This is a genomic window from Pseudomonas sp. Marseille-Q5115 (assembly GCF_916618905.1).
GTDB classification, from domain to species: domain Bacteria; phylum Pseudomonadota; class Gammaproteobacteria; order Pseudomonadales; family Pseudomonadaceae; genus Aquipseudomonas; species Aquipseudomonas japonica_A.
Genome location: NZ_CAKAKI010000001.1, coordinates 3,390,897 through 3,417,783, shown reverse-complemented (window position 1 = coordinate 3,417,783; position 26,887 = coordinate 3,390,897). Strand labels below are relative to the sequence as shown.

Sequence of the window (26,887 nt, the reverse complement as noted above, 5' to 3'; positions counted from 1 at the left end):
CACCTGTGGGAGGCAGCTGTCTTGAGCGGTTTTCTGAAGCCCTCTTTCGCGAGCTCCGCCTGCGGCTGCGCCGGAAGGCCGGCCCCCCGTCTCCCACAGGGGGTGGTGCGGTGAGTTCAATCTGTGGGAAGCGGGCGGAGCTCGCGAATAAGGGCCAACACTTATGTTATTTCGAAGAAACCTGCCCAAGGTCATCGCCGGAGGTGGTGTCCAGGTCGTTCTCGCGCAGGTCTTTAACCTCCTTGGCCGACACCTGCGAGCCTTGGTTGCCCCAGCTGGTACGGATGAAGTTCACCACGTCCGCCACTTGCTGGTCCGACAGCCGCCAGGCGTAGCCGGGCATGGTGAAGCTGGACGGCGCGGTGTGTGTGGGGATGAGTGTTCCGCCGCGCAGCACGATATGGATCAGCGAGGTGGCGTCGGCGGTTTGCACCACCGGGTTGCCGGCCAGGGCGGGGAATACGCGGGTGTAGCCTTTGCCATCGGTGCGGTGGCAGGCGCTGCAGTTGTCCACGTACACCGACGCGCCCGGCTTGCTGTCGTCACCTTTCCATAGCGCGTCACCCACGGCGCGGTCGTACACCTGCGGCGTGTCTTCGGGGTTCACGGGCGGCAGGGTTTTCAGGTACCGGGCAATGGCGGTGAGGTCGGCGTCGTTCATGTACTGCATGCTGTGCTCGACCACATCGCTCATGCCGCCGAACACCGCCGTGCGGTCGCTGCGGCCAGTCTTGAGAAAGGCTACCAGCTCGGCTTCGCTCCAACTGCCCAAGCCGTCCTTGTGATCGCCGCGCAGGTTCTTGGCGATCCAGCCTTCCAGCGGCGCGGAGCCAGACAGGAACGCCGAGCCGTCGGCGGGGCTGAGCGCTTTCTCCTGCATGGTGATCGCCCGCGGCGTATGGCACGCGCCACAGTGCCCCAGCCCTTCGACCAGGTAGGCACCACGGTTGACGATCTCGTCTGTTCCGGCGGCCGCGCCCGCTACGGTGAATGGCTCTACCTTGGGCGCGAACATGGCGCGCCAGATCGACAACGGCCAGCGCATGCTCAGCGGCCAGGGAATATCCACCGGCTTGTTCGCCTGGGCTACGGGCTGCACACCGTGCATGAAGTAGGCGTACAGCGCCTCCATGTCACTGTCGCTTACGCGGGCGTAGGACGGGTAGGGCATGGCCGGGTACAGCGTGCTGCCACTCTTGCCGATGCCATGGCGAACCGCCTGGTCGAAGTCTTCGAACGCGTACGCGCCGATGCCGGTGCTGTCCGGGGTGATATTGGTGGAGTAGATCGTACCGATGGGCGTTTCCATGGGCAGGCCACCAGCGAAGGGCTTGCCGCCCTTGGCGGTGTGGCACGCCACGCAGTCCCCGGCGCGTGCTAGGTATTCGCCTTTCTGCACCAGAGCTTGGTCTACGTTGTCAGCCGCCCACAAGGGCAGGCTGGACAATGCCAGGGAGGCGATGAGCAGGGTTTTCATGGTCATCGCTCCTTATGCCTGCACCAACGGGCCGGGGTTTTTCAGATACTGCTCGCGAATGGCGCGGGCGCTCCAGTACGTCAGCGCCGCCACCAGGCCGGTGGGGTTGTAACCCAGGCCTTGCGGGAACGCCGAGGCGCCCGGAACGAATACGTTGTGCACGTCCCAGCTCTGCAGGTAACGGTTGAGCGCGCTGGTGTTGGGGTCGGTGCCCATGATCGCGCCACCGTTGAGGTGGGTGGTCTGGTAAGTGGCGGCGTCGAAGTGGCTGTTGAACTCGCGCTTGTGCGCAAAGATGGCCGTAGGGTTCATCGCTTTGGCGATCTCGCTGAGCTTGTCCACCATGAAGCGGGTCATCTTGATGTCGTTCTCTTTCCAGTCGAACGTCATGCGCAGCAGCGGCTGGCCATAGGCATCGGTGTACACCGGGTCCAGGTCCAGGTAGTTGTCCCGGTAGGACTGGTGCGCACCATGGGCGTCCATCGACAGGTGATGGGTGTAATAGTCCGCGGTCGCCGCCTTCCATTGGCTGCCCCATTTGGCCGTACCCGGCGGGGTAATCACCCCGGAGATTGGCTTGGTGCCAGCCTGGTTGAGCCAGAAGGGTGACCCGCCCACGAAGCCATGTGGGCCGTGATCGAAGTTGTCGGCGTTGAAGTCGTCGATGGCCACGCCGTTGCCGCCTGCCCCGATAAAGGGGTTGGTGTGGTGCTGATCCTTGGCGAAGAACGCTTTCACGGTGCCCATGTTCTGATAGGCAAAGTTGCGCCCCACCACCCCTTCACCGGTTTTCGGGTCATAGGGCTTGCCGATGCCGGACAGCAACATCAGGCGCACATTATTGAACTGGAAAGCCCCCAGGATCACGATGTCGGCCGGTTGCTCGAACTCGCGGCCTTGGGCATCAACGTAGGTCACGCCGGTGGCGAGCTTTTTGTCGGCGGTGAGGTTAACCCGCAATACGTGGGCCTCGGTGCGCAACTCGAACTTCGTCTCCTGGCGCAACGCCGGCAGCACGTTCACGTTGGGCGAAGCCTTCGAATACATGTAGCAGGCATACCCGCTGCAATAGCCACAGAAGTTGCACGGGCCCATCTGCGCGCCGTAAGGGTTGGTGTAGGGCCCCGAAGTGTTGGCCGACGGCAGGTTGTAGGGGTGGTAGCCCAAGGAAGCCGCCGCCTGGCCGAACAATTGCGCCGACACGGTGTTCTTCTGCGCGGGCAGGGGAAAGGGGTTGGAGCGGTCGGGCGCGAAGCGGTTGCCGCCCTTGCCTTCGCCCACCACTTCGCCCTTCACCGACCAGGCGGTGCCGGAGGTGCCGAATACTTTTTCAGCGAAGTCGAAGAACGGCTCGAGTTCTTCGTAGCTCACGCCGAAGTCCTGGATCGTCATGCCTTCGGGGATGAACTTCTTGCCGTAGCGTTCTTCATAGTGGCTGCGCATCCGCAGCTCCATCGGGTCTACCCGAAAGTGCACGCCCGACCAGTGCAGCCCCGCGCCACCTACGCCCGTGCCCGGAAGGAAGGCACCGAACTGCCGATAGGGCACGGCCACGTCGTTCACGCTGTGGCGCAGGGTTACGGTTTCCTTGGAAATGTCCATGAACAGCTTTTTGCGCGAGTTGAACGTCAACTCGTCCATGGTTTGCGGGTACACCCCGTCAGGGTAGGTATCGCGCATGGGGCCGCGCTCCAGCGCAACCACCTCCAGGCCCGCTTCGGTAAGCTCCTTGGCCATGATCGCGCCGGTCCAGCCGAAGCCCACGATCACCACGTTTTTCTTCTCGAGTACCTTGGCCATGCTCAACCCCGCGCGCCGTTGATAGAAACAGGCGGGAAGGCGTAGCGTTCGTCGCGCTCTACCCAATCCATGAAATCGGCGCGGGCGCCCGGGAAATTGATCAGCGTCCAGCCCACCAAGTGCTTGTTGCCGCCATGGATGGGGTCGCAGAAAAAGCCTTCCTTGGTGTTGCTCCACAGCATGTTGAAAAACGTGCTGGCGGGCAGGGCCTCGAACGGCGCCTTGTTGGTGTCCAGCGCCTGCAGTGCCTGCTCGCGCTGGTCGGCGTTCAGTTCAGCGAACACCTTGCCGAAGGTGTTACGGCAATAGGTGTCGGTTTCCTGAATGCCCAGGCGGTAGATCTGCTGTGGCGAGAGCTTAAGCTGATAGCCCAGCTCCGCGGGTGCGTCCGGGTGGAAAGGGCCCTGCATGAACCACAACGCACCGCTGCCGTAAGGGGTGTTCATCTGGCGGTCGATAAACTCCGGCACTCCCGCTTCGGCAGCTCCCGGGCCGCGGTCGTCATTGGGAATCAGGTGGGCCACGGCCGAATTGAGGAACGCCCATTCTTCCTGGGTGAAGAAAGTGGGGTGGTAGTCATTCACATCGGTTGACGGTTTGGGCGGCGCGGGGACTGGCGCAGGGGTTTGTGCCAGCACTGGAGCGGCAACACCGGCGCTGGCCAGGGTTACCACGGGAATCAGGGTCAGCGACTTGCGCAAGAAATCGCGCCTGGCGTCGGAGTGGCCGGTTTTATTTCTGGTTGCCATCATGGCATCTCCCTCGAGAGTGAATCACGGTTAGGTGCGGCGAAGCGATTGCGGGGATCAGCGAGGAGGCGTTGTTTTTGCTTTTATAGGACGGGGTGCCCGGGGCGGGCGGATCGTAAAAACGATAGGGAGCTACGCTGTTGGGATCCATGGTAGCAGATGAGTGCGGCGATGTTACATCTTGCAATACGTTGGGGTTGATGCGGGGCAGGGTTTATGCGGGTCGGAAGCGGCGGGGCCGCCCATCTGGGCCGCCCCTGTATGGTAGGGCTTACTTGGCCGGCACCAGGGTCAACCGCTGTGTGCCATAGGCTTTCTCGAGGTTTTGCGGCTGCATCGGGAAGGTCATGTACTGGCCCTTGAGCCAGTTCTGGATGCCATCGGCGTAATGCGGGCTGGCCGGGTTGCCGGACTGGCCGGTGCTGTTCACCCCCATCATGGGCTCGGGCTGGCCGAAGTCCACCACGATGCGCATGGCCGGCACCAGCCAGGCGTCGAAGTTGCTGCCCCAGTGGTAGGCCGCCGCGTTGAGGGTAGTGTGATCGCCGCCGGCCGGTACCGGGCCGCGGTTGAGGTAGCCATCGAGGGCAGCCAGGCCCGCGCGCTGGGTAGCGTCCAGCCAGGGAGCCATCTTGGTGCCTTCGGTGGTCCAGCGGTATTGATGCAGCTTGCCCCACTGCCAAGCCTTGTGGTCCGTGCCCATCAGGCTGTCGCCGCTGGTTACCGCCGCTGCCAGGCTGCGGGCCAGGATCGTTGGCTTGTCTTCCCTGCCAGGTGTGCGCGTGTCGTCCCAGAACGGGCTGTCGTCGCGGCCGAGCAGGTGGTCGGCCTGGGCGGAATAAGATTGGTCGGCATTGGCAACGAAGGCCTTCCACGCGGGGCTGTCTTCTGGCCCCAGCTCGTCAAGGAACGTTTGGCGCGCGCTCTCCTGAAGGAACAGCTCGTAGAGGGCGGCATCGGCCGAATCCGCCGACAGCCGACCATCGAAGGCCATCAATCGGCTGAGCGCTTCCCGTGCCTTGGCGCGGTCCGCGGTCGGGAGGGCGTCGATAGCTTTTTGCAGGGGTTGGGCCACACCTGGCGCCTCGAACATGCGCTTGAGCTTGGCGGCGAAAAGCGTGGTCTGGTCGTATTGCCAGGCGATCATGCTGCGGGCGTCCTGCTTGCCGTTGGCGGCCAGCTGGGCGATGCGCTCACTGCGTTCTGGGTAATACCAGGAGCTGGACAGCTGCATGCCATAGCCCGGCTGCGCGGTACGCTGGTTAGCGGTACCCAGCCAGCCGCTGGCGGGCGTTTGATCATAGGGGTGCAACATCGGGTCGGCGTAGCCGTCCCAATCGTAGCGGCTGTCCCAACCGGGCGAAGGCACCTGCCCCTTGCCATCCTTGCGGTTCGGGTAGCGACCGGTCACCTGCCAGCCGATGTCATTGGCATCGGCAAATACCATATTCAAGGCGATAGCGCGGATGTCACGGGCACTGTCAAAGGCCTTTTCCACCGATTGCGCGCGGGACAGGTTGAAGAAGGCATCCAGCGACTGGTCATCCTTGAGGTCTGGCGTTTCCAGGGCCAGCCCGTAGCCGCTGGCGAACGGTGCGGGCTGCACGCCCACCTTGCGTTCGCCCAGTGCGGTATTGAGCAATGGGCCGTGGCGGGTTTCGTAAATCACCTCGCGCACAGGGCTCTGGCCCTTGATGAAAAAGGTTTCGTTGCGTGCGGGCGCGCGCAGCCACTTGCCGTCGGCCTGGTACATCAATACGCCGTTCTCGCGCTTCACCCGCTCCAGGAACACGTCCTGGTTATCGCCCATGACCATGGTCATGCCCCAGGCGAGTTTGCCGTTGAAGCCGGCCACCACCGCAGGCACCCCAGCGAGCGACACCCCGGCGGCCTGGAATTTCGGTGCGCGGATCTGCACGAAATTCCACGCGCTGGGCAGGCCGATGGGCAAGTGGGTGTCATTGGCGAACAGGCTCTTGCCACTGCGGCTGCGCGACGGTGCCAGTGCCCAGTTGTTGGACGCCGCCACGCCCAGTTGGCCGAGGCCGGCGAGCTGCTCGCTGACGGCGCTCAGGCTGGCGAACTGCCCACCCAGGGCCAGCCCCTTGAGCTTGGCCGCTTCATCGAAGGGCAACGGCTCGTCGGGGTAGGTGGGCAACAGCCAGGCCAGGTTGTCGGCACCTACCTTCTGTGCCAGCACGAGGCTGTTGATTTCTTCCTGGAGGTTCATCTGCAGGCTGAAATTCATCAGGCAGAACACCAGTGCCGAATCTTCGCCTTTCCAGTACTCAGGCTTGTAGCCCGACTGTGCGAGGTCCATCGGCAGCTTGTCCTTGTAACGGAACAGCCAGGCATTCACGCCTCGTGCGTAGATCTCGAAGAAGTTACGCAAGCGCGGCGAGGCGGCGGCGTACAATTCGGCGGCACGGCGCTTGAGGTCCACGGTGCGCATGAAGCGGTCGGCCTCCAGTGCGCCTGGCCCGACCATTTCGGCCAGGCGCCCTTGCGCCAGCAGGCGCATGCCCACCATCTGGCTGATCCGATCGCTGGCGTGTACATAGCCCAGGGCGAACAGCGCATCATGGAAGTTGCTGCTTTCGATCAGCGGCATGCCCAGGGTGTTGCGCCGAACTGACACGTTTTGCCCCAGCCCTTTGAGCGGCTGCACCCCCATGCTGGGCGGCAGGCTTTCACTGTTGTGGTCGTCGACCCAGGTCTGGCACCCCGCTAGCCCGAGCGCGCCAGAAATGGCTGCGGCCAGGCCGAAACGGGGTACAAAGTGGCGGAAAGCAGACAACGCCATGGAGGGCTCCTGGGGCAAGCATCGGAAAGGCGCTTAAGGTAGTTAGCCTGTCGGCGGTTCGCAAGCCAGCCCATCGGCTTTATTTCAGGGCAACACGGGCGGAACAACCCTGCCAGCCGCCCGGTCCACTATGGGCAGGCACGAGGCCTCTTATCCTTACAATCACGGCCCGAAGGAGATACCAATGAGAAAGTGGGAGATCACCTTCCTAGACCACAAGGGCATCATTGACCGCCTGGAGCTGGCGTCGGATAACCAGCCGACTACCGAAGAAGCGGCTGTGGCGGTGCGTACGAAGTTGTTCCCGGTTACCGCAAAGGCGGATCTCAACGATTTCGAAGGCCGCGTGGAGGCTCCCGCGGTCAAATGGCTCGAAGAGCAGAATGGAGTGAGAATCACCGACATCAACGAAAAGCCCTGAACCCGCAAACGCCTCCCTTTACCTTCGAACGCTTCATGCAAGTGACCGGCGTGGCCGGTAACACGGAAAGTCTATCCATCGCTTTCAGGAGGACGAGACATGAGCACTGTTTACCAGGAAGACATCAGTACGATGTTGCTCCGCAAAATGAAAGAAGGTGGCTTTGACTTCGCCGCCATCCATCCCATCGAATTCTATGCGGTGTTCCCTGACGAAGACGGCGCCCGCGCCGCCGCTGGTCAGTTCAGGGGCGAGTCTCTCAACGCACAGGTGATGGAGCGCCCGGATGGCGCCTGGCACCTGGAATTGTCGAAGCTGATGTATGCCACTCGGTTCGGGATCGGCGAGTTCGAACACGACTTTGAATGTGTTGTAGAGCCGCTTGGCGGCGAAATAGAAGGCTGGGGCGTAAAGCACAGGTTACCTGGGCACCGAGCGTAAAGGTGGTGCCCAAAAAAAAAGGCCACCTCAAGGGTGGCCGAACGGGAACGTAAAGGGTGTCGGCGGTAGATGCCGAACAGGCGCCAAGTTTGCACCCGATAGGCCAGGCGTGTGAAATCAACCGCGACTATATAGGTCATAGCAATAAGCCTTTAACGGGGGCTTGCGTCCCCGTGAGGCGTGGCCTTTGTTCCCCTGCCTGCGCTTGCACGGTTTTAGTGCGGTTCTTGCCCCTGCGGTAATGGGTAACCGCAGCGGGTACCGTGGTGCTTGAAGTTCAGAGTGCTGGCACGGGGCTTGCGACAAAGGTATGTCCAGGTGACAAGGAGCACGGCATGAGCCGCACCTTTTATGACGAGATGTACGACGCGGACGGCCATGTTCGCCCGCACTATCAGGCTTTTGCCCAATGGCTTGCCCGCACCCCCGAAGAGCTCCTGTCGCAACGGCGCCGTGAAGCCGACCTGCTGTTTCACCGTGCTGGCATCACGTTCACCCTCTATGGGGACGAACAAGGTACCGAGCGGCTGATCCCCTTCGATACCATCCCGCGCAGTATTCCGGCCAGTGAATGGCGAGTGGTGGAGCGCGGCTGCATTCAGCGTGTGAAGGCGCTGAACATGTTCCTCGCCGACCTTTACCACGACCAGCGCATCATCAAGGCCGGCGTGATACCAGCGGAGCAGGTACTGGCCAACGAGCAATATCAGCTGGCGATGCAAGGGCTGGATTTGCACCGGGACGTGTATTCGCACATTTCAGGGGTGGATTTGGTACGCGATGGCGATGGCAGCTATTACGTACTGGAAGACAACCTGCGTACCCCCAGCGGCGTGAGCTATATGCTCGAAGACCGCAAGATGATGATGCGCCTCTTCCCCGAGCTGTTCGCGGCGCAGCGGATCGCACCGGTCGATCACTACCCCAGCCTGCTGCTGGACACGCTCAAAAGCTCCAGCCCGTTGGACGACCCCAGCGTAGTAGTACTCACGCCGGGCCGCTTCAACAGCGCCTTCTTCGAGCACGCGTTTCTGGCGCGGGAAATGGGGGTGGAACTGGTCGAGGGGGCAGACCTCTTCGTTCGTGACGAAAAGGTGTACATGCGCACCACCCACGGCCCCCAGCAGGTGGATGTGATCTATCGCCGGCTGGACGACGCCTTCCTCGACCCGCTCGCCTTCAACCCCGACTCGATGCTGGGCGTGCCTGGTCTGCTGGTGGCCTACCGGTCCGGTAACGTGGTGCTGGCCAATGCCATCGGTACCGGCGTGGCGGATGACAAGTCCGTGTACCCGTTCGTGACGGACATGATCCGGTTTTATCTGGACGAAGAGCCGATTCTCAAGAACGTGCCCACCTGGCAGTGCCGCAAGCCGGAGGAGCTGTCCCATGTGCTGGCGCATTTGCCCGAGCTGGTGGTCAAGGAAACCCAGGGGTCTGGGGGTTACGGCATGCTGGTGGGGCCGGCGTCCACCGCTGCCGAGATCGAAGCGTTCCGCGCGCGCATCAAGGCGCGGCCGGCGGCGTACATCGCCCAACCCACCCTCAGCCTTTCAACGTGTCCCACGTTCGTGGAAAACGGTATCGCCCCTCGCCATATCGACCTGCGCCCGTTCGTGCTGTCCGGCAAAGAAACCCGAGTGGTGCCCGGCGGCCTGACCCGTGTCGCCCTGCGCGAGGGCTCGCTGGTGGTCAATTCGTCCCAGGGCGGCGGCACCAAAGACACCTGGGTTGTCGAGGATCAAGGAAGCCTGCCCAATGCTCAGTAGAACCGCCTCAGACCTTTACTGGATGTCGCGCTACCTGGAGCGCGCGGAGAACATGGCACGCATGCTCGATGTGAGTTATTCGCTGTCATTGATGCCCCAGGACGGCCGCACCGGCCTCGACGAAATGGCCATGCCGTTGCTGATCACCGGCACGCTCGACGATTACATTGCGCGCCACGGTGAGCTGGACCACGAACGCCTGCTGCATTTCTTTGCACTGGATGCCACCAATCACGGCAGCATCTACAGCTGCCTGGTCGCGGCGCGGGCGTCGGCCCATGCGGTGCGTGGGCGAATTACCGCGGACATGTGGGAAAACATCAACGCCACCTGGCTGGAAATCCGCGGGATCGCGGCGCAGGGGCTGGCGCAATACGGCATGAGCCGCTTTTGCGAGTGGCTCAAGGAGCGTTCGCACCTGTTCCGTGGCGCTACCTACGGCACCATCATGCGCAACGATGCCTTCCGCTTCATCCGCTTGGGCACCTTCCTCGAGCGTGCCGACAACACGTTGCGCCTGCTCGATGCCCGCTACGAAATGATGAGCATCAAAGCGCTCAACACCGTGGCAGACGACTCGGCCTGGAGTTACTACCAATGGAGTGCACTGCTGCGAGCGTTGTCCTCGTTCGAGGCCTACACGGAAATCTACCGGGATGCCCCGGCGGCGCGCCCGGTGGCCGAGCTGCTGTTGCTCAGGGCTGACGTCCCTCGTTCCCTGCGCGCCTGTACCGAGGAAATCGACCAGATTCTCTCGGTCCTGCCGGGGCTCAATGGCCGTCCCGCGCAACGTACGGCAGCGGAGATGGACGCGCGCTTGCGCTATACCGGGATCGACGACATTTTGCAGGAAGGCCTGCACGAGTGGCTAAACCAGTTCATCGATGAAATACGCGAGCTGGGTAACGTCATTCACCGCTGCTACCTGGAGGTTGTATGAGGCTTACGATCAGTCACGAAACCACCTATCGCTTCGAGGACGAAGTGCGCAGCAGCATTCAGTACCTGCGCCTTACTCCGCACGATACCGAGCGCCAGCAGGTGCTCAGCTGGCAGCTCGACCTGCCACGGGCCGTTCGCCCGCAGCTCGACCCTTTCGGCAATGTGCTTCACGTGCTGAGCCTGGAGGACCCCCATGGGGAAATTGTCATCCGCGCCCGTGGGCAGGTTGAAATCAACGAAACCCTGGAGGCCGAACACGAACGGCCGTCGCCTTTGCCTTACCTGCGAACCACCAGCCTGACCGAGGCCGATCTGGGGCTGCGGGAATTCGCTCACGCCACCTGCGGCAATCGACGCGACCGTAACGCCTTGATCGAGCTGATGCATGGCCTCGGTGCACACATGGCCGCTGCAGCAGGGAATGAGGCTCATCCGCTGACCGCGACCCAGGCCTTCACGCAGCGCAGTAGCGGCTGTCATGACAAGGCGCACGCTTTTCTCGCCGGTGCCCGTACGCTGGGCATCGCCGCGCGCTATGTATCAGGCTATTTGTACACGCCGGGGAGCCATGAGCTTGCCGACCATGCCTGGGCGGAGGCCTGGCTTGATGGCGCCTGGTACAGCTTCGACGTAGCCGAGGGGCTGGCGCGGCCCGAGCGGCATCTCAAGCTGGCGGTAGGCTTGGACCATCTGGACGCCTGCCCTGTGCGCGCCATGCGCCGCGCAGGCGGAATAAAAGCCAGCAGCGGGCACGTAGAGGTCACCGCCGGGCCTGCGCCCGCACGTGCGACGGCAGTACTCACTCAGCAACAGTGAACGATGCGCCAGGCCGCTGCCCCGGAGGCTGCGGCCGCTAGCGCCTGCTAGCCGAAGAAGCGCCCCAGGTTGGGCACGATCAAAAGTAATGTCGTGGCAAAGACAATGAGCCCCGCCTGGCGAAATTTGGGATGTTTGAACATGACATCTAGCCTTTCTTTTTGTTGACCAGCGCCAGCCCCGCTGCCTGGGGCGGCTTCACTGCGTATTGGCTGGTCGCGGTGCGCAGGCGAGCGGCCCGCGCGACCGGAACACTTTTCAATGTAGAAGCACACAGTGTGCTGTCCAGCACGATCAGGTAGGAATTTGCCCTATTTAGCTGCAAAATCCCGGGGAACTCCTCGCCGTATCGTTTCAGTACGTTGACCTAGACAGCCTGCGCAGAGTCACTTCACCGCCTGACCGTTCGTCTGTCCGTGGTATTGCATTTACCTACCGTTCCCATGCAGGCTTGCGGCAAGCAATCCCGCTTGTTTCGACCCGAGACCGATACCCATGTCGTTGCGCATCTGCATCCTCGAAACCGACCACATTCGCCCTGAGCTGGTGGAGCAGTACACCGGCTATGGCGCGATGTTCCAGGCGCTGTTCAAACGCCAGCCGGTGGCCGCGGATTTCGACGTGTTCAATGTGGTGGACGGGCAGTATCCGCCCGAGAACGCGCGCTACGATGCTTACCTGGTCACGGGCAGCAAGGCGGACTCGTTCGGCAACGATCCCTGGATCGAAACCCTCAAGGCCTTTTTGCTCGAGCGCTACCAGCGGGGCGACAAACTGCTCGGGATCTGCTTCGGCCACCAACTGCTGGCGCTGCTGCTGGGTGGCCGCGCGCAACGGGCAGAGCAAGGTTGGGGCGTGGGTAGCCACCGGTACCAGTTGCACGCTCAGGCCCCCTGGATGACCCCACACAGCGGTGACCTGACACTGCTCATCAGCCATCAGGACCAGGTGACCGAGCTGCCCGAAGGGGCCACCGTGGTCGCCTCCAGCGAATTCTGCCGCTACGCCGCTTACCAGCTAAACGATCAGGTGCTGTGCTTCCAGGGCCACCCGGAGTTTGTCCACGACTACTCCCGCGCGTTGCTCGACCTTCGCCAGCAGAACCTCGGAGAGCATGAGTATCAGGCGGCCATGGACAGCCTGGCCCACGACCACGACGGCGCCACCGTTGCCGAATGGATGATGCGCTTCGTGGCCGCGCCGCGGGAGCAGGCGCAGAAAGCGGGTTGATTCGGCAGCAATCCAGCTACCTGGTCACACAACGGATGGCGATCACCATGTGGGACCAGGCAGTAGCCCGGGAATGACCAGCTTACAACCACCCCGACCGCTTGAAGCTGGCGAACAACCCTGAACAGCCCACCACGATCACGCCCAGCACCGTGAAGTAACCGTAGTGCCAGTTCAGCTCTGGCATGTACTGAAAGTTCATGCCGTAGATGCCGGCAATGGCGGTGGGGAAGGCCAGGATGGCGGCCCAGGCGGCGAACTTGCGTTGGGTAACGCTTTGCCGCGCGGATTCGAGCAGCATGCCGATTTCGATGGTTTGGCTGGCGATGTCACGAATGCCGGTCAAATCTTCCATCTGCCGCGTGACGTGGATCTGCACATCGCGGAAGTACGGCCGCATGTTCTTGTCGATGAACGGAAAATCCAGCCGTTGCAGTTCCTCACTGATTTCCACCATCGGTGCCAGGTAGCGGCGCATGCGCAGCAGGTCCCGGCGCAGGTTGTGCAGGCAATGGATATCCCGCTCGTTGAGCGCCTGGCTCAGCACGTTCTGCTCCAGCGTTTCGATTTCCTGATGGATGCTTTCGGTGACGGGCTGGTAGTTCTCGCTCACAAAATCGAGGATGGCGTACAGCACGAAATCCTCGCCATGCTCCAGCAGGATCGGCCGCGCCTCGCAGCGCTGGCGTACCAGCGCGTACGAAGCAGAGTGGCCGTTGCGGCAGGTGATCACGTACCCCTTGCCAGCGAAGATATGGGTTTCGATGAATTCCAGCTTGCCTTCGCGCCGCACGGGTGAGTAGGTCACGATGAACAGCGCGTCGCCGAAGGTTTCCAGCTTGGGCCGGCTGTGACGCTCCAGCGCATCTTCTATAGCCAACTCGTGAAGGCCAAACTGCTTTTGCAACAAGGACAGCGTGGCGGCATCGGGCTCCTCAAGGCCGATCCACACGAAGTGGCGAGGCTGGCAGGCCCACTGGCGGCCATCCTCCAGCTTGATGTCAGTAACTTTCTTGCCGGCGCTGTACACCGCCGCGGCAACGACTCGGCCCATGATCGGTGGATCTCCACTGGTGTCGCCAGATCAGAGTGGTGCGTGTGCTTGCAGTTCAGTGACCTGAGACAGCTCGTCGATGCAGGCCTGCATGGCGTGCTCGCAGCGTGCCATCAGGTCGGGAATATCCTTGGCGGTAAGCCCCTGGGTAGGGATTGGCGCCAGTGAGCGTACCCGAATGTCGCCACTGTGGCGGCGGTTGAAGTCCAGCGCTCGCACATAGCGGCTGGCGCAGACCGGAACGATCGGCACGCCCGCGTCGATCGCCATCATGAATGCGCCCTTCTTGAACGGCAGCAGGCGCTCATCAGGGTTACGCGTACCCTCAGGGAAAATCCAGATAGACGTGTGCTGGTCGCGCAGTATCCGGCTGGTGGTTTGCAGCGCCCGTCGGGCCTGGTAGGCGTTGTCCCGGTTGAGCAGCACGTTGCCGCCCAGCCAGAACAGCTGACCAAACAAGGGGACCCAGCCCAGGCTTTTCTTTCCGATGCACGCCATGCGGCGTGGCACGATCGAGCCGAGGAAGAACACATCGAAATTGGATTGGTGGTTGGCGATGATCACGAAGCCTGGCGGCTGCGCTTGTAGTGTGGCGACGTCCGCCTCCAGCCGCAGGCCCATCAGCGCCAGCGACGGCCGGCTGTACAGCCGCGCGAAGATCCGGTTGTTGTCCGGGTTGAACGGCCGGGCCAGCCCGACCAGCAGGCCAAGCACGCCCACCACCAGAAAATTCAGGCCCAGCAAGGCCATGCGAACGACGTAGAGCATGCCAACTACTCTCGATGCAAAGGCCACGCAGTGTACGGTCGTGGCCTGCAAGCGGCAAATGACATCGAGGGCGTTGCTGCCTCAGCCTACCTTGAACTGTTCACGGTCCAGCGCGATGGCTTCTTCCAGGGTGTCGAGCAGGGCCTTGCGTACCTTGAGCTTGGTGTTGCGGTGGGCAAGCTGGTTGATGCTCTTCAGGCGCTGTGCAGCCTTGGTTGCCGCTGCCGCCAAGGCCTCAGGCGCTACTACCTCATCGAGGAAGCCCGCGCTCAAGGCGCCCTGAGGGTCGAACATTTCCGCGCAGATGACCGAGCGGTGGAACGCCGAGCGGCGCAGGCGATCACGCGCCAGTTCGATCCCGGCGTGATGCATGGTCATGCCAATCATTACTTCGTTCAGGCCGATATGGAACGGGCCTTCAACGCCGATGCGGTAGTCCGCCGCCAGCAGCAGGAAGGCGCCCTTGGCCACGGCATGGCCGGTGCACGCCACCACCACCGGGTGCGGGTGCGCGAGCAGCCGGCGTGCCAGTGTAGAGCCTGCGGTGACCAGTTCCACCGCCTGTTGCGGGCCGGCCGTCATTACCTTGAGGTCGTAGCCGCCGGAGAGAATGCCGGGCTGGCCGGTGATCACTACCACCGCGCGGTCGGTTTCGGCCCGGTCCAGCGCCTGATTGAACGCCTCGATCATTGCGGGAGAAATAGCGTTCACTTTGCCGTTGTTGAGAGTGAGCGTCGCCACGCCTTCGTCGAGGCGGTAGTCGATCAGGTCGGACATGGAGCGGTTCCTTGTATGAGAGGAGGCAAACGTTAACTGGCACCTTCGTTCCGGTAAAGCGCGGCGGGTGACCTGGCAGTCACGGCCGCAGCTTGCCGTTTGGGTAAGCGCATGAAAAGCATAAAAAAAGCTTTGCCATCCGATTCTGTTTCGACTACATTAGCGCGCCTCGACACACTGACGGTGTGAAGAGCTACGGTGAGGTGTCCGAGTGGTTGAAGGAGCACGCCTGGAAAGTGTGTATACAGGAAACTGTATCAAGGGTTCGAATCCCTTCCTCACCGCCACATAAAGAAAGCCCCGCAAGCCAACGCTTGCGGGGCTTTTTGCTTTTGGCTCGACCTAGGCCAGCCGGTCGCGCGGCGTTTTCGGGGCCAGCGTATCATTGATCTGCCCGAACGTTTCCCGGTTGGCGATCGCCGTAAGCATGCGGCCATCCTTGAGCGTGGCCACGAAGGTCACCTCATGTTCCTTGCCGCCGAACCACAGCCCCGCCATGAAACCTACCGGCCCCGCCACCAGGGCGCCGGCCATGCCCCAACCCAGCGCCGGCACCAGGTGGCGCGCGGTTTCCTCATTGGCGATGGTAAGCCGGGCGACCCGGCTGAGCGGTATTTTCTCGCCCTCTGAAGGGTTGCGCACGGTCTTGAGGGTGAAGGCGTCATTCTCGAAGTGGCCGTCGCCTTGAAGAAAGTCACCGGCCTGGATAGTGATCTTGGCCATGCTGCGCTCCTGCCCCGTTCACGAAAGCTTCCTCTGGTGATAGCTCATGAGGGCGCTTCGTCAATGTCGGGGCGACGGAGGGGCAGGGGCAGTGCTTACCAGGCCTGGGTGATCACATAGTGCTGAGGCTTGCCGGCCACGTGCAGGTGAACTTCATCGCCTTCGCGGTGGCGCAGCAAGGCCTGGCCGAGCGGGGCGTTGGGCGTGATCACCGTCACGTTTCGGCCTTCTACCTGAACCACCAGGCCTGCAGCGTCAGGGCCGATGAACAGCGCGCGCAGTTCGCCCTCGGCATTCTCCAGCTCCACGTAATCACCGATACGCAGGCCATGCTCAGGGGCGTGCTCGGCGATGCGCAGCTCCCGAACCCGGCTAAGCGCCTGGGCGATTTCGGCCATGCGCCGCGCTTGCCCCGTGGCCAGATAAGACGCCTCCAGGCCCAGGGTGTCGTATTTGTTCTCCGCGACGTTTTCTTCATGGGTTGCGGCTTCATAGGCGGTTTGCGCCGCGCGCTGGGCCACCGCCAGGTCGCGTTCGAGTGCGCTCACAATCACCCCGTGCAGGTTAGCTTTGTCCATCAGTTGCAGAACCTCGCCACCTGTTCGCGGCTGTCATCGGTGGCGGCCGTTTGTGCCTGCTCCAGCCAGAACTGGCATTTTGGGTTGGCCTGGTTTGCAGGGTTGGCGCGGGCTGCCGCCTCTGCGTCACGCAACGCCTGTGAGTGCAGGTTTTGTTGATAGTGCTGGAACATCTCATCGGCTCCAGGCCCTGGCTCCGGCTTCGGGTCCGAAGGCGGCTGCATGCCTGGCTGTGCAGGCACTGGCTTTGGCACCTGCGCAGGCTGGCGGTCGACCGGGCGCGGCGGTGCGGTAGCAGCGCCAGTACTCGCGGTAGGGCTTGGGGCGAAGGGCGGTGCATAGCCGTAATGCCAGGCGGCCCAGCCGGTCACGAGTATAAGGAGGAAGCCCAGCCACATACCCAGTGCAATGGACAGCACCAGCGAAAGGCTGGGAATACGCACCGCGAGCGTGCGGCGGGGAGGGTGGACGGGCATTTCAGGTCTCCGAAAACATTGCCGACGGCACAAGCACCTGCCGATAGTGTGGCACAGTCCGTGCTGCCTACAGTGGACGGCCCTGAGGCCAGCCCGCACAATTCGCGGTTTGCCTTGCTCGGCAGGAGCACAATGGACAACAGCTGGGATATTTTCTGCAAGGTGGTGGACAACTTCGGTGACGCCGGAGTGACCTGGCGCCTGGCCCGCCAGTTGGCGAGTGAACACGGCCTGAAGGTTCGCCTGTGGATCGACGACCTCGGCGCGTTCGCTCGACTGTGCCCGGGCGCCGATCCCCATGCCCAGGCGCAGCAGGTGCAAGGTGTGGAGGTGTGTGCCTGGCGCGATCCGTGGCCGGGCGCCCTTGCCGCGCAGGTAGTGATAGAAGCATTCGGCTGCAAACTGCCTGCGGAGTACGAAGCCGCTCTGGCGGCCCGGCCCGGCCCCACCCTGTGGGTCAACCTCGATTACCTGAGCGCCGAGCCGTGGGTGGGGGGGTGCCACGGCCTGCCCTCGATGAAATCCGGCGGGTTGAGAAAGTTTTTCTTCTTCCCAGGGTTTCGCCAGGACACCGGCGGCTTGCTGCGCGAAGCGGACCTGCTCGCGCGCCGGGCGGTGTTCGAGCATGACGTAGGTATACGGGCCGGGTTCCTGCGCAGCCTTGGTGTAACCCCGGCGCCCGGTGCTCGGCTGATCTCGCTGTTCGCCTACGAGAACGACGGCCTGCCGGGCTGGTTGACGCAACTGTCGGAGTCCGCCCAGCCCATCCATCTGTTAGTGCCGGAGGGGCGAGTGCTGGCCAGCCTGGAGCCTTGGACAGGGGAGCGGCTGCAACCGGGCCAGTGCTGCGTGCGGGGTGCGCTCACGGTCCAGGTGTTGCCGTTCGTTTCTCAGCGCGATTACGACCATGTGTTATGGGCATGCGACTTCAATGCCGTGCGCGGGGAGGACTCTTTCGTACGGGCCCAATGGGCAGCGCGGCCGATGCTCTGGCACATCTACCGGCAGGATGAATACGCACACTGGGAAAAGCTCGAGGCCTTCCTCGACCTTTACACCGAGGCACTGCCCGCCGCTGCCGCCGAAGCGTTGTCCGGGCTGTGGCGCGCCTGGAACATGGACGGGGACATGGCCACCGCCTGGGTGAACTTCGAGGCCCATCGTGACGTGCTGCAAGCCCACGCCCGCGCATGGTGCGAGCAAATGGCCGCTCGCCCGGACCTTGCCACGGCGCTGGTGCAGTTTTGCCGAAATTCGCTATGATACGCGGCTAGACCGTCACCACCCCTATTCGGAATTGCGTAATGAAAACTGGTAAAGAGCTCAAACCCGGTACCGTCCTGCGGATCGACAACGATCCTTGGCTGGTGCAGAAGGCCGAATTCACCAAGTCCGGCCGTAACAGCGCGATCATGAAGACCAAGCTGAAAAACCTGCTGACCGGCTACAAGACCGAAACCGTGTACTCGGCTGACGACAAGCTGGACGACGTGATCCTGGATCGCAAGGAAGCCACTCTGTCCTTCATCAGTGGTGACAGCTACACCTTCATGGACACCACCGACTACACCATGTACGAGCTGAACGCCGAAGATATCGAAGCCGTTCTGCCGTTCATCGAAGAAGGCATGACCGACATCTGCGAAGCCGTGTTCTTCGAAGGCCGCCTGGTATCCGTAGAGCTGCCGACCACCATCGTGCGTCAGGTCGACTACACCGAAGGTTCCGCCCGTGGCGATACGTCCGGCAAGGTCATGAAGCCTGCCAAACTGAAAAACGGTACCGAACTGTCGGTAGCCGACTTCATCGAAATCGGCGACATGATCGAGATCGATACGCGCGAAGGCGGTTCCTACAAGGGCCGCGCGAAGTAAGCTCCGCTGCGATGAAAAACCCGGCCAGGCGCCGGGTTTTTTTGTGCCTGCGCGATGCGCCTAGGTGGGGCTCAGACGTTATCCTGAAGCCGGCCGCGCAGTTCCAGCAGGCGGTCCTGCAGCTTGCGCAGGTCAGGTGGGTCCATGGCCACCGCGCCGAAGACACAGGCCGGTATCTCCAGCGCATCGTCGCGCAGGTTCCGGCCAGCGTCGGTCAGGTTCACGATCACCACGCGCTCGTCTTCCTTGCTGCGGGTTCGGCTGAGCAGGCCCAGGCTTTCCAGCCGTTTGAGCAGGGGCGTAAGGGAGCCAGGGTCGGTGAGCAGGCGCGTACTGATCTCGCCCACGGTCATGCCGTCGCGCTCCCACAGCACCAGCATGGCCAGGTATTGAGGGTAGGTAAGCCCCAGCTTGCTGAGCAGGGGTTTGTAGACCTTGGTCATCAGCAGTGAGGTGGAATAAAGGGCAAAGCAAAGCTGGTTATCCAGCAGCAAGTGATCGCCGGAGTCGGCCGCCTGTTTTGTTGAATGTTCGGCTTTCATGCTGATCCTTGATGTCGAATGACGATAAAAGTGGTGCGCTGGTATTTAGTGTGCCATTCAATCCATGTCGGCTCTATCGGTACTGCGTGAGCAGCCTGAAATTTCGAACCGTGAACGCATTCAGAAGTTCGTTAAATGTTCATTTCCCGTACGATGGCGCGTTTTTTACGGAGGCTCGGCATGTTGGACTGGGTAGGCTATGTAGCCTTTGGCGCGGCATTGGGAACGCTTGGCGGCTTGTTCGGCATCGGCGGGGGGCTGATCGCCATTCCGGCACTGGGGTTGTTGTTCGGGCTGGACCAGCAACTGGCGCAGGGCACCGCGCTGGTGATGGTGGTACCCAATGTGCTGCTGGCGCTGTGGCGCTATCACCAACGCAATCGAATCGATCACCGACACGCCGTGGCCTTGGGTATCGCCGGGCTGGTGTGCGCCTGGCTGGGGTCGCTGTGGGCGGTAGGGCTGGATGGCGCCGTGATGCGCAAAGGCTTCATTGGTTTTCTGCTGTTTCTGGTGCTCACGAATCTGGTGCGTATGTTCGGGCACCAGACGCCCCCCAGCCAGGCGCTCAAACATGGCTGGCCATGGCTGGCAGCGCTCGGTGGGCTGGCGGGGCTGGCGGGCGGGCTGTTCGGGGTGGGCGGCGCGGTGGTTGCCACCCCGGTGCTTACGGCGGTGTTCGGTGCTTCCCAGGTAGTGGCCCAAGGGCTATCGCTGGCCCTTGCCGCGCCCAGTACCGGCATCACCTTGGTGACCTATGCGTTGCACGGCCATGTGAACTGGCCCATGGGCCTGGCGATGGCGGTAGGCGGATTGTTGAGCATCAGTTGGGGTGTGAAACTGGCCTATGCCTTGCCCGAGCGTGTGTTGCGCGCAGCCTTCTGCGGGTTCTTGCTGTTGTGTGCCTTGATGCTGGCAATGAAGGTGTGATCACAGCCGAAAGCCCTCGGAGATGAACTCGGCCAGGGATTCAGTCACCGTCGATTGGGTGCTCGCATTGCGCAGCAGCATCACATTCGCCAGCGGCAGCTCTGGCAGTTGCTCGGCCGGGCCGAGGATGCGCATGTCCGCCGGGATCAGGCTGCGCAATTGGGCCGTGACCGCCAGGCCCGCGGTGACCACGGCCATGATCGCCGCCAGGCTCGGGCTGGTGTAGGCAATGCGATAAGGCTTGCCCCGCGTATCCAGCGCATTGCAGGCCCAGGCCCGGCAGAAACAGTCGGTGTTGAACATGGCCAGTGGGATCGGGTCTCGCTCGTGGGGTGAGAAACCGCTCGCCTCGGCCCACACGAAGCGTTCCTGACGCAACAGCTGGCCGATCTCGTTGCCCGGTTCGCGGGTCACGATGGTCAGGTCAAGGTCCTGGCGGTTCATCAGCGCCTTGGAGCTTTCGCAATGCACTTCCACTTGCACCAGCGGGTAAGCCTCGGCAAACCGCGACAGGATGCCCGGCAAGAACCGCATGGCGTAATCATCTGGCGTACCGATGCGCACCGTGCCGACCATATGCGGTGCGCGGAGCGTGTTGAACACTTCACTGTGCAGCTTGAGGATGCGCCGGGCATAGCCCAATAGTACTTGCCCCTCGGCGGTCAGGCGAACCTGCCGGCCGTCGCGCTCGAACAGCTGTCGCTGCAGCACATCCTCTTCCAGCCGCTTCATCTGCATGCTCACGGCGGATTGAGTGCGGTTGACCAGCTCGCCTGCGCGGGTAAATCCCCCGTGGTCGGCAATGGCCACGAAAGTGCGCAGTACATCTGAATCAATGCTGGGATACGTGGCCATTCATCAAACCCCGAGATGGGAGGGATAAAAAACATTCGTTGGATTGATCTTATCGCCAGGCAGACACTTTGCCCATCACTCACGGAGGGCGACAAGATGAAAGGTCAAAAAGGTTTTGTGCGGGCTCACCCGGCGCCGTTTCATTTCTTGCCGGTTACGGCTTGGCTAAAGAGCGTTTTCGGTCGCCTTGGTCGTTGGCATGAACTGGCGCAGCAGCGGCGGCAGTTGGCGTCGTTGAGCGACAACGCGCTGCATGACCTGGGGCTGAGCCGCGCCGATATCGTGTCCGAAGCCGACCGGCCGTTCTGGGATGACCCACTCAAGCATTGAGCTTGGGGCTGGCACAGCCGGCTATGGCAGGCTCCACGGAGTTGAAGCCGCTGCTGAGGGGTTCCTGGGCTAAGGTATGAATTTGCATCTTCGGACTTGCCTATGCCGCCGCGTGAATCGTTCAGCCAGCCAGAAGCCCGTCGGCTGGCACTTCATGCCCAAGGTTTCGGTGCACGCCAGGGCCGACATGAACCCCGCCACCTGCTGGCAATGGCTGAGCGCCTGGGTGCCTTGCAGCTTGATTCGGTCAATGCACTGGCACGCTCACACTACCTGCCGCTGTATTCCCGCCTGGGCGAATATTCGCGCGAGGCCCTGGATCGCCTTGCCTGGGGCAAGGGCAGGCACCGGCAGCTGTTCGAGTATTGGGGGCATGAAGCTTCGCTGTTGCCGCTGGGCCTGGAACCCCTTCTGCGCTGGCGCATGGCGCGTGCCCGCCGTGGCGAGGGCATTTACCGGGAGCTGGCGCGGTTTGGCGCCGAACAGCCCCGGCGGGTGGCCGAAGTACTGGACCACGTTCGGCGCAACGGCGCGCTGGGCGCAGGCAGCCTGTCCACGCGCAAGGAGCGGGCGGGGCCTTGGTGGGACTGGAGCGAAGAGAAAATGGCCCTGGAATGGCTGTTTGCGGCAGGTGAAGTAACGGTCGCATCGCGCCGCGGGTTCGAGCGGCTGTACGATTTGCCGGAGCGTGTATTCCCAGCCGCGCTGCTGGCCCAACCCACGCCCGATGAAGCCGATGCCCAGCGCGCGCTGCTGTTGCATGCCGCGCGGGCGCTGGGTGTTGCTACCGAGCGGGACCTTCGCGCCTATTTCCGTCTCGGCCCCGACGATGCTCGGGCCCGGCTACTGGAGTTGGAGGAAGAGGGCGGCCTGTTACGTTGCGAAGTGGAAGGCTGGGCGCAGCCGGCCTGGTGCCTGCCGGTTTCGCGAATACCTCGCAAGGTGGATGTCAGCGCGCTGTTATCCCCGTTCGATTCGCTGATATGGGAGCGCGACCGCGCCGAGCGGCTGTTTGCCTTCCGCTACCGGCTGGAGTTCTACACGCCGCCGGCCCGCCGGGTATACGGCTACTACGTGATGCCGTTTTTACACCGGGAAGCCCTGGTGGCGCGGGTGGACATTCGCGCCGACCGTGCCAATGGATGCTTGCGGGTACACGCCCTGCACCAGGAAGGCCCGGCGCTGGGCGATGATGCCATGCAGGCGCTGGCGGCTGCCTTGAAAGCCCTGGCCGCCTGGCTGGGCCTGGCGGCGCTGGATATTCAATGCCCACGCCCCGAAGGGCTGGCGCTGCAGGCTGCGCTTGAACTCAGCGACGAACCCCTTTGAGCGTTTCGGCTATCATGAAGGCCAGTTCCAGCGACTGGTCGGCGTTCAAGCGGGGGTCGCAATGGGTGTGATAGCGATCGGACAGGGCGTCTTCGGTGATCGGCCGTGACCCGCCAATGCATTCGGTGACGTTCTGCCCCGTCATCTCGATATGGATACCGCCCGCGTAAGTACCTTCGGCCTGGTGCACCTGGAAGAAATCCTTCACCTCGCCGAGGATTTGCGCGAAATCCCGGGTCTTGTAGCCGGTGCTCGCCTTGATGGTGTTGCCGTGCATCGGGTCGCTGCTCCACAGCACCTGCCGCCCCTCGCGCTGCACAGCCCGTAGCAGGCGAGGCAAGTGATCGCCCACCTTGCCTGCACCCATGCGCACGATCAGGTTCAGGCGGCCGGGGTCGTTGTCCGGGTTTAGCACGTCGATCAGGCGTACCAGTTCGTCCGGGTCCATGGTGGGGCCGACTTTCACTCCGATGGGGTTGTTCACCCCCCGCAGGAATTCAACATGGGCACCGTCCAGCTGGCGGGTGCGGTCGCCGATCCAGAGCATGTGGGCCGAGCAGTCGTACCAATCGTTGGTGAGGCTGTCGCGGCGCACGAAGGCTTGTTCGTAGTTGAGCAGCAGCGCTTCGTGGGCGGTGAAGAAGCTGGTTTCCCGCAACTGAGGCAACTCGTGCAGGCCGCAGGCGCGCATGAACCCCAAGGTTTCGTCGATGCGGTCCGCCAGGCGGTGGTATTTGTCTGCCAGCGCGGAGTTGGCGATGAAATCCAGGTTCCACTTGTGCACCTGATGCAGGTCGGCAAAGCCACCCTGGGCGAAGGCCCGCAGCAGGTTAAGGCTGGCGGTGGACTGGTGATACGCCTGCATCAGCCGCTCCGGGTCCGGCGTGCGGCTCTGCTCATCGAAGCCGATGCCGTTGACGATGTCCCCGCGGTACGCCGGTAGCGTCACCAGCCCCTGGGTTTCGTCGTTGCCCGAGCGAGGCTTGGCAAACTGGCCGGCCATGCGCCCCACCTTCACCACTGGGCAACCTGCGGCGAAGGTCATCACGATCGCCATTTGCAGCAATACCTTGAAGGTGTCGCGGATCTTGGCGGCGGAAAACTCCGCGAAGCTCTCGGCGCAATCGCCGCCTTGCAGCAGGAACGCGCGGCCCTGGGTGACTTCGGCGAACTGTCGGCGCAATTCACGCGCCTCGCCAGCGAACACCAGTGGCGGGAAGCCGGCGAGGGTACGTTCCACCTTGGCCAGGTGATCGGCGTCAGGATAACTCGGCTGCTGCTTGATCGGCAGTGAGCGCCAGCTGTCTGGGCTCCAGGGGGCGGACATGGTGACCTCGCGGGTTGAAGGGCAGGGGGGCTGGATATTACCCCACAAGTGCCCGGGTTCGCTGCGCTGGCGAATTGCCCGGGACTCAGGGAGAATGGCCGGTTTCCGCCTGAAGAACGCCTCGCCGTGGACGAACCGATCCAACCCACGCCGCCTCCTTCCGAGGAGCGCCTGCTTGCCGAAGTGGAGGACGCCTTCGGCGTGGTCCGCGTGTGGGAGGTGGGTGACTACCGCTTCCTGGAGTTCGGCGCGGCCATCGAACAAAGCTGCGTGTTCATGCCCGACCCCGCCTGGCTCGAGTATGACTACACCCGTGCCATGCTGATTGGCGCGTTGTGTCATGACGCTCCGGAAACCGCGCTGTTCCTTGGCCTCGGTGCCGGCAACCTCACTCAGGCCTGCCTGGCGCACCTGCCGCTGGAGGATGTGGAGTGCATCGAGCTGCGCCCGGATGTGCCGCGCCTTGCCATGGAGTACATGGGCCTGGCAGACGACCCGCGGCTGTACATCCGGATCGGCGATGCCCTCGAACTGCTGCCTACCGCCGAGTCGGCCGACCTTGTGTTCGTCGACCTTTATACGGATCAGGGCCCGGGCGTGGCTCATCTCGCCTGGCGGTTTCTCGAGCAATGCCAGCAACGGCTCAACCCGGGTGGCTGGCTGGTGATCAATCAATGGGCCAGCGATGACGGCAAGCCGCTAGGCGCCGCCTTGTTGCGGGGCCTGTACCACCGCCACTATTGGGAGCTGCCGGTAAAGGAAGGGAACGTGATCCTGCTGGTACCTGCCGACCTGGACCAGCAACTGGATTTCGACGCCCTGCATCAGCGCTGCGCAACCCTGGCGCCGCGGCTGGGTTACTCGCTCGAAAGCCTGTTGAAGGCGCTACGACCGGCCTCTTGAGCAAAGCCAATGGCCACAGGCGAGGCAGCGCTGTCTTGCCTGAGAAAAAACTCCCCCGCAAGGGCGCTTTTCAGGTATGATGCGCGCCGGCCTTTTAACGGGCCACGTTTAGGTAGCATTCTCCGAAGACAGCTTCGGCTGACGTCCGCGCTAGCGGGCTCTCCTGACGATTCATTCATCAATCGTTTTCGCAAATCCCCGCCGCCAAAGTTGCCAGGGTGACTCTCGAAGTCTTACGGCATGCGCAACTTTGGAGCATGGGTCTTTGCGGATGCACTTAGAGGCAGACCCATGACCCAGGAATCCGGCGGCTTCGCCGCGCTCGAACTCCATCCAAGCATCGTTGCAGCCGTTATCGCCACAGGGTACGAAGAACCCTCCGCGATCCAGCAGCAATCGATTCCGATCATCCTCGCCGGTCATGACATGATCGGCCAGGCGCAGACCGGTACCGGCAAAACCGCCGCGTTCGCTCTGCCGATCCTGTCCCGTATCGACCCGAGCAAACGCGAGCCGCAAGCCCTGATCCTGGCGCCAACCCGTGAGTTGGCGCTGCAAGTGGCTACAGCGTTCGAAACCTATGCCAAGCAAATGCCTGGCGTGAACGTTGTAGCAGTATATGGCGGTGCCCCGATGGGCCCGCAGCTCAAAGCCATTCGTAACGGCGCTCAAATCGTTGTAGCCACCCCTGGCCGCCTGTGCGACCACCTGCGCCGCGACGAAAAGGTACTGGCCACCGTCAACCACCTGGTGCTCGACGAAGCTGACGAAATGCTCAAGCTGGGCTTCATGGATGACCTCGAAGTGATCTTCGATGCCATGCCGGAAACCCGCCAGACCGTGCTGTTCTCGGCTACGCTGCCGGCCTCCATCCGGGCCATCGCCGAGCGTCACCTGAAAGACCCCAAGCACGTCAAGATCCAGACCAAGACCCAGACCGTTTCGGCGATCGAGCAGGCTTACCTGCTGGTTCACGCCGATCAGAAGGCAGCCGCCGTGCTGCGCCTGCTGGAAGTGGAAGAGTTCGATGCGCTGATCGCCTTCGTGCGCACCAAGCAGGCTACCCTGGATCTGGCCAGCGCGTTGGAAGCCAAGGGCTACAAGGCTGCTGCGCTCAACGGTGACATCGCCCAGAACCAGCGTGAGCGCGTGATCGACTCGCTCAAGGATGGCCGCCTGGACATCGTTGTCGCCACCGACGTCGCTGCCCGTGGCCTGGACGTACCGCGCATCACCCACGTGTTCAACGTGGACATGCCGTACGACCCCGAGTCCTACGTTCACCGTATCGGCCGTACTGGCCGCGCCGGTCGCGAAGGCCGCGCGCTGCTGCTGGTTACCCCGCGCGAGCGTCGCATGCTGCAGGTGATCGAGCGTGTGACCGGCCAGAAGGTTACCGAAGTGCGCCTGCCAGGCGCTCAGGCGGTACTGGATGCCCGCATCAAGAAGCTGACCAACAGCATCGCGCCGCTGGTGGCCGACGCCGAAGCCAGCCATGGCGAGCTGCTCGACCGCCTTACCGCGGATATCGGTTGCAGCCCGCGCGCCTTGGCCGCCGCACTCCTGAGCAAGGCCACCAATGGCCAGGCACTGGACCTGGCGACCGTTGAGCGTGACCAGCCGCTGGTACCGACCGCAGCCGCACAGCGCGAGCGCACCGGTGAGCGTAGCGGTGAGCGCCACGAGCGCCGCGCCCCGATGCCACTGGGCGAAGGCCGCGTTCGCTGCCGTACCGCACTGGGTGCTCGCGACGGTATCGCCGCGAAAAACCTGCTGGGCGCCATCCTCAACGAGGGCGGCCTGGTGCGCGAAACCATCGGCCGCATTCAGGTGCGTGACAGCTTCAGCCTGGTTGAGCTGCCGGAAGACGGCCTCGACCGCCTGCTGGCCAAGCTCAAGGACACCCGCGTTGCCGGCAAGCAGCTGAAACTGCGCCGTTATCGCGAAGACTGAGCCGCGCCTGCTGTAACAAA

Annotated in this window: 25 protein-coding genes, 1 tRNA gene and 1 pseudogene; 14 read left to right on the top strand and 13 right to left on the bottom strand. The window is 62.9% G+C overall.

Annotated elements, in window-relative coordinates; genetic code table 11:
* Positions 1-166: 166 nt before the first annotated feature.
* From LG385_RS15615 to LG385_RS15600, 4 genes are all read right to left on the bottom strand, one after another.
* Positions 167-1,483 carry a cytochrome c gene (locus tag LG385_RS15615; RefSeq protein WP_225775030.1) on the bottom strand — a complete coding sequence of 439 codons (1,317 nt, stop codon included), beginning with the start codon at positions 1,481-1,483 and terminating at the stop codon, positions 167-169.
* Between the two features lie 6 nt (positions 1,484-1,489).
* On the bottom strand, positions 1,490-3,277 hold the full coding sequence (locus tag LG385_RS15610) for a GMC family oxidoreductase (protein ID WP_225775029.1): 1,788 nt from the start codon (positions 3,275-3,277) through the stop codon (positions 1,490-1,492).
* A gap of 2 nt (positions 3,278-3,279) precedes the next feature.
* Positions 3,280-4,026: a gluconate 2-dehydrogenase subunit 3 family protein gene (locus LG385_RS15605; RefSeq protein ID WP_225776258.1), complete on the bottom strand. Its 747-nt coding sequence runs from the start codon at positions 4,024-4,026 to the stop codon at positions 3,280-3,282.
* Between the two features lie 271 nt (positions 4,027-4,297).
* On the bottom strand, positions 4,298-6,829 hold the full coding sequence (locus tag LG385_RS15600; RefSeq protein ID WP_225775028.1) for a penicillin acylase family protein: 2,532 nt from the start codon (positions 6,827-6,829) through the stop codon (positions 4,298-4,300).
* Between the two features lie 184 nt (positions 6,830-7,013).
* Here LG385_RS15600 and LG385_RS15595 point away from each other — a divergent pair, with 184 nt between their 5' ends.
* From LG385_RS15595 to LG385_RS15570, 6 genes are all read left to right on the top strand, one after another.
* Entirely contained in the window at positions 7,014-7,250 is a 237-nt protein-coding gene (locus LG385_RS15595) for a hypothetical protein (RefSeq protein WP_225775027.1), read from the top strand.
* A gap of 99 nt (positions 7,251-7,349) precedes the next feature.
* Positions 7,350-7,691 (top strand): ribonuclease E inhibitor RraB, encoded by a 342-nt coding sequence (locus LG385_RS15590; RefSeq protein WP_181117324.1) that lies wholly within the window; start codon positions 7,350-7,352, stop codon positions 7,689-7,691.
* 335 nt (positions 7,692-8,026) lie between these two features.
* Entirely contained in the window at positions 8,027-9,460 is a 1,434-nt protein-coding gene (locus LG385_RS15585) for a circularly permuted type 2 ATP-grasp protein (protein ID WP_225775026.1), read from the top strand.
* Positions 9,450-10,400 (top strand): alpha-E domain-containing protein, encoded by a 951-nt coding sequence (locus tag LG385_RS15580; protein WP_225775025.1) that lies wholly within the window; start codon positions 9,450-9,452, stop codon positions 10,398-10,400. Before LG385_RS15585 ends, LG385_RS15580 begins: the two co-directional genes overlap by 11 nt.
* Positions 10,397-11,218: a transglutaminase family protein gene (locus tag LG385_RS15575; protein WP_181117327.1), complete on the top strand. Its 822-nt coding sequence runs from the start codon at positions 10,397-10,399 to the stop codon at positions 11,216-11,218. The genes LG385_RS15580 and LG385_RS15575 overlap by 4 nt, the downstream gene beginning before the upstream one ends.
* 495 nt (positions 11,219-11,713) lie before the next feature.
* The gene (locus tag LG385_RS15570; protein ID WP_225775024.1) at positions 11,714-12,448 is read left to right on the top strand and encodes an amidotransferase; all 735 of its coding nucleotides are present in this window, start codon (positions 11,714-11,716) and stop codon (positions 12,446-12,448) included.
* An 82-nt stretch (positions 12,449-12,530) separates the two neighbouring features.
* Here LG385_RS15570 and LG385_RS15565 read toward each other — a convergent pair whose 3' ends face one another.
* The 3 genes from LG385_RS15565 to LG385_RS15555 form a co-directional block, all read right to left on the bottom strand.
* Positions 12,531-13,502, bottom strand: a complete 972-nt coding sequence (locus LG385_RS15565; protein ID WP_225775023.1) for a magnesium and cobalt transport protein CorA — start codon at positions 13,500-13,502, stop codon at positions 12,531-12,533.
* A gap of 30 nt (positions 13,503-13,532) precedes the next feature.
* Complete coding sequence (locus LG385_RS15560; protein ID WP_225775022.1) at positions 13,533-14,270, bottom strand: lysophospholipid acyltransferase family protein; 738 nt, start codon at positions 14,268-14,270, stop codon at positions 13,533-13,535.
* 81 nt (positions 14,271-14,351) lie between these two features.
* Positions 14,352-15,047 carry a crotonase/enoyl-CoA hydratase family protein gene (locus tag LG385_RS15555; protein WP_225775021.1) on the bottom strand — a complete coding sequence of 232 codons (696 nt, stop codon included), beginning with the start codon at positions 15,045-15,047 and terminating at the stop codon, positions 14,352-14,354.
* A gap of 197 nt (positions 15,048-15,244) precedes the next feature.
* Between LG385_RS15555 and LG385_RS15550 the strand changes: the two genes are divergently transcribed.
* Positions 15,245-15,334 (top strand) — tRNA-Ser (locus LG385_RS15550).
* Positions 15,335-15,389: 55 nt separating this feature from the next.
* Here LG385_RS15550 and LG385_RS15545 read toward each other — a convergent pair.
* The 3 genes from LG385_RS15545 to LG385_RS15535 form a co-directional block, all read right to left on the bottom strand.
* Positions 15,390-15,770 (bottom strand): hypothetical protein, encoded by a 381-nt coding sequence (locus tag LG385_RS15545; protein WP_181117332.1) that lies wholly within the window; start codon positions 15,768-15,770, stop codon positions 15,390-15,392.
* Between the two features lie 95 nt (positions 15,771-15,865).
* Positions 15,866-16,348 carry a GreA/GreB family elongation factor gene (locus LG385_RS15540; protein WP_225775020.1) on the bottom strand — a complete coding sequence of 161 codons (483 nt, stop codon included), beginning with the start codon at positions 16,346-16,348 and terminating at the stop codon, positions 15,866-15,868.
* On the bottom strand, positions 16,348-16,824 hold the full coding sequence (locus LG385_RS15535; protein WP_225775019.1) for a hypothetical protein: 477 nt from the start codon (positions 16,822-16,824) through the stop codon (positions 16,348-16,350). The genes LG385_RS15540 and LG385_RS15535 overlap by 1 nt, the downstream gene beginning before the upstream one ends.
* 132 nt (positions 16,825-16,956) lie before the next feature.
* Between LG385_RS15535 and earP the strand changes: the two genes are divergently transcribed.
* On the top strand, positions 16,957-18,087 hold the full coding sequence (earP, locus tag LG385_RS15530) for an elongation factor P maturation arginine rhamnosyltransferase EarP (protein WP_225775018.1): 1,131 nt from the start codon (positions 16,957-16,959) through the stop codon (positions 18,085-18,087).
* Positions 18,088-18,128: 41 nt separating this feature from the next.
* Positions 18,129-18,698 (top strand): elongation factor P, encoded by a 570-nt coding sequence (locus LG385_RS15525; RefSeq protein WP_225775017.1) that lies wholly within the window; start codon positions 18,129-18,131, stop codon positions 18,696-18,698.
* Positions 18,699-18,769: 71 nt separating this feature from the next.
* On the opposite strand, the gene LG385_RS15520 is transcribed toward LG385_RS15525, so the two are convergent.
* Entirely contained in the window at positions 18,770-19,240 is a 471-nt protein-coding gene (locus LG385_RS15520) for a MarR family winged helix-turn-helix transcriptional regulator (protein WP_181117337.1), read from the bottom strand.
* A gap of 180 nt (positions 19,241-19,420) precedes the next feature.
* Between LG385_RS15520 and LG385_RS15515 the strand changes: the two genes are divergently transcribed.
* Positions 19,421-20,170 carry a sulfite exporter TauE/SafE family protein gene (locus LG385_RS15515; protein ID WP_225775016.1) on the top strand — a complete coding sequence of 250 codons (750 nt, stop codon included), beginning with the start codon at positions 19,421-19,423 and terminating at the stop codon, positions 20,168-20,170.
* Here the strand turns inward: LG385_RS15515 and LG385_RS15510 are convergent, their stop codons facing one another.
* Positions 20,171-21,025 (bottom strand): LysR substrate-binding domain-containing protein, encoded by an 855-nt coding sequence (locus tag LG385_RS15510; protein ID WP_225775015.1) that lies wholly within the window; start codon positions 21,023-21,025, stop codon positions 20,171-20,173. It abuts the gene before it with no gap.
* Positions 21,026-21,121: 96 nt separating this feature from the next.
* Between LG385_RS15510 and LG385_RS15505 the strand changes: the two genes are divergently transcribed.
* Both LG385_RS15505 and LG385_RS15500 read left to right on the top strand, forming a co-directional pair.
* Positions 21,122-21,355, top strand: coding sequence for a DUF1127 domain-containing protein (locus tag LG385_RS15505; protein WP_225775014.1), 234 nt, complete (start codon positions 21,122-21,124; stop codon positions 21,353-21,355).
* A gap of 102 nt (positions 21,356-21,457) precedes the next feature.
* Positions 21,458-22,684 (top strand): winged helix-turn-helix domain-containing protein, encoded by a 1,227-nt coding sequence (locus LG385_RS15500; RefSeq protein WP_225775013.1) that lies wholly within the window; start codon positions 21,458-21,460, stop codon positions 22,682-22,684.
* Here LG385_RS15500 and LG385_RS15495 read toward each other — a convergent pair.
* Positions 22,665-24,011, bottom strand: coding sequence for a class II 3-deoxy-7-phosphoheptulonate synthase (locus LG385_RS15495; RefSeq protein ID WP_181117341.1), 1,347 nt, complete (start codon positions 24,009-24,011; stop codon positions 22,665-22,667). The genes LG385_RS15500 and LG385_RS15495 overlap by 20 nt on opposite strands.
* A 126-nt stretch (positions 24,012-24,137) precedes the next feature.
* Between LG385_RS15495 and LG385_RS15490 the strand changes: the two genes are divergently transcribed.
* Together LG385_RS15490 and LG385_RS15485 are read left to right on the top strand one after the other, a co-directional pair.
* Entirely contained in the window at positions 24,138-24,914 is a 777-nt protein-coding gene (locus LG385_RS15490; protein WP_225775012.1) for a spermidine synthase, read from the top strand.
* Positions 24,915-25,171: 257 nt separating this feature from the next.
* A pseudogene (locus LG385_RS15485) lies at positions 25,172-26,867 on the top strand (DEAD/DEAH box helicase).
* Positions 26,868-26,887 lie beyond the last annotated feature (20 nt).